The 2,544-nt window shown below is 72.6% G+C and carries 3 protein-coding genes; 2 read left to right on the top strand and 1 reads right to left on the bottom strand.

Annotation, left to right across the window (positions count from 1 at the left end; genetic code table 11):
• Nucleotides 1–596: TetR/AcrR family transcriptional regulator (locus CCN39_RS45245; protein WP_086853067.1), on the bottom strand; the 596-nt coding region annotated here is incomplete at its 3' end.
• 349 nt (nucleotides 597–945) lie between these two features.
• Here CCN39_RS45245 and CCN39_RS45250 point away from each other — a divergent pair.
• Both CCN39_RS45250 and CCN39_RS45255 read left to right on the top strand, forming a co-directional pair.
• Nucleotides 946–2,304, top strand: a complete 1,359-nt coding sequence (locus tag CCN39_RS45250; RefSeq protein ID WP_086853069.1) for an ATP-binding protein — start codon at nucleotides 946–948, stop codon at nucleotides 2,302–2,304.
• Nucleotides 2,301–2,544 (top strand): roadblock/LC7 domain-containing protein (locus tag CCN39_RS45255; RefSeq protein ID WP_143264412.1); only part of this gene is annotated, 244 nt, incomplete at its 3' end. The genes CCN39_RS45250 and CCN39_RS45255, both read left to right, overlap by 4 nt.

Below are 2,544 nucleotides of genomic sequence, written 5' to 3' on the forward strand. Positions count from 1 at the left end.
AGGGTCGGCATCCCGGCGGCCAGCTCGTCCAGCAGCCGCTCCAGCGTCGGCAGGAGCGGCTCGTCTTCGGTGAACCAGTTCACGAAGGCGACGCGAACGGCGCTTTCCACCGAGGAGGCCATCAGCCGGCACAGCAGGTGGTCCACACCGCCCACCCGTTTCGCGATCGTTTCGGCGAGGACCCGCTCGACCGCCGCGTGGGCGTTCAGGAATTCGCCACGCAGCACGAGCTGGCCCATCAGCTCCCGGATACGCGCAACATACGCGCGATCGGGTTCGCCTTCACGCGAATATTGCTCCAGCACCGCCTGCTTGACGGATTCCCAGAGCGGCTCGCCCTCGGGCCGGGCGAGCAGGGCTTCGCGCATCCCCTCGTGCCGGTCGGCGACGACCGAGCAGACCGCCTGCTCCTTGCTGGAGAAGTAGTTGTTGAATGTCCGGGGCGAGACACCCACCTCGGTGGCGATGTCCTCGACCCGGACGTTCTCCAGCCCCCGCTCCAGCGTCAGCCGCAGGGCGGCCTGCGCGAGGGCCCGGCGGGCCTCGCGCTTCTTCCGCTCGCGCAGGGTCAGCTTCGGTGGTTCTTCCGGCGGCATGTGCAGAGTGTAGCGAAAAACTTGCGTGCCACGCAAAAAAGTGCGCGGCCCGCAAACTTGGGACGAATCGGGCACGACCTGGGATTTCGCGGGCAGGGCCTGTCCCAGCTGCGCGTTCGGCGGCCGTGTGCGCTCTGTTGCGGGCCGCAATTTGCAAAATTGAACCGAATGGCCTAATCCACTGCGCTCACCAGCGGCGACGCTCCGAAATCATGATCACGCACGGCGATCGCGCGGGGACCGGCTGTGGACATCCCACGAACCTTTCTGCTTGCATGTCCCGCATCGCCGCCGGGGGTCGGCGCAGCACCGTCGTTGCACCAAGCGATCAAGGAAGAAGTGGGACCACATGGCGAGCCGGGCCCGGGAACTCCTGGATCGATCACGCGTCCTGCTGGACCGCTCGCGCGTCGCCGCCGCGCAGTTCCTCACCGCGCCTCCGAAACACCCCGGGTACGCACCCGCGGCGGGGCCGGCGTTCGTGGAGCTGACCCGGCCGGAGCCGGTGGCGGCGCCGTCCGGCGAAGGCGTGCTGGCCGAGATCTGCGCCAGCGTGTCCCTGCGTGATCTCAACCTCCTCGACCAGCTCCTCGCGCGGCTGGAAGAGCTGGAGGCGGGGGAGGAGGACCACCACCGCCTCGCCGAGCTCTACCAGCTCGACCACCTCGCCACGCGGCTGCGGCGCAACGCCGAGAACCTGCGCGTGCTCGCCGGGCAGGACACCGCGGGCGACGCCGCCCGCGCGACGTCGGTGCTCGACCTCATGCGCGAGGCGATGTCGTCGATCAACCACTACGCGCGGATCACCATCGGCCGCGTGGTCAACCTCGGCGTCGTCGGCTTCGCCGCGGAAGACCTGGGCCGGGTGCTGGCGGAGCTGTTCGACAACGCCGCCAACCAGTCTTCGCCGAGCTCGCCGGTGCACGTGAGCGCGCACCTGACCGAGCAGGGCAGCGTGCTCGTCCGGATCGAGGACGAGGGCATCGGCATCCCCGCCGACCGCATCGGCGACCTCAACGCGCGGCTGGCCGCGGGCGGCGACCTCGACGACGCCTCGGCGCGGCACATGGGGCTCGCCGTGGTCGCCCGCCTGGCCGCCCGGCACGGCGTCACCGTGCGGCTCGACCGGCGCAGCCCGCACGGCACGGTCGCCACCGTGCTGCTGCCGACCGGCATCGTCACCGAGCTCGCCGAACACGCCTGGTCGGGCACTCGCACTGTCTTCGGCCGGGTGGCGGAGCCCCCGGCGCGGGGCGGAGCCCCGGATGGCGCTGCCTTCGGTCCGGGGGTCCGGGTGGCGGAGCCCCCGGCGCGGGGCGGAGCCCCGGATGGCACCGCCACCGGCGAACCGGCCGAGACCGGGGCCGGCCGCGAGCCGGCCACCGTCGGCGGGTTGCCGCGCCGCCGTGCCGGCACCTTCCCGCGCGAGGCGCCGGAGCCGCCGGCGTCCCGCAAGCCCAGCCCGCGGCCCCGTCCGGTCGACGGGACCGTCGGCGGGACCACGGCGAACGGCCTGCCGCGCCGCGTGCCCGGCAGCATCCGCGGGGCCGCGCCGGAACCGCCGCCCGCGCCACCGCCGCCGTCCGGGGACACGGCCGGGCACGCGCAGCTGCTCGCCGACCTCGGCGCGTTCGCCGACGGCGAGCAGGCCGCGCTCGCGGAGAACCGCACCCGCCAGGACGAGACGCCCGGAGGAACCGCCCCGTGAGCGCGCCCCACCCGGCCACGGCGAACTTCGCCTGGCTGCTCGACGACTTCGTGCGCAAGGTGCACGGCGTCAGCCACGCACTGATCATGAGCGTGGACGGCTTCCCCCTCACCGCGTCGGACTCGGTCGCCGAAGCCGAAGCCGAAAAGCTCGCCGCGATCGACAGCGGCCTGCTGTCCCTGGCGGGCAACAGCGCGGCGCTGTTCGGGAAGGGCGCCTGCGAGCAGATCATCATCCGGC

The sequence above is a fragment of the Amycolatopsis kentuckyensis genome (assembly GCF_002155975.1).
In the GTDB taxonomy this organism is placed as follows: Bacteria; Actinomycetota; Actinomycetes; order Mycobacteriales; family Pseudonocardiaceae; genus Amycolatopsis; species Amycolatopsis kentuckyensis.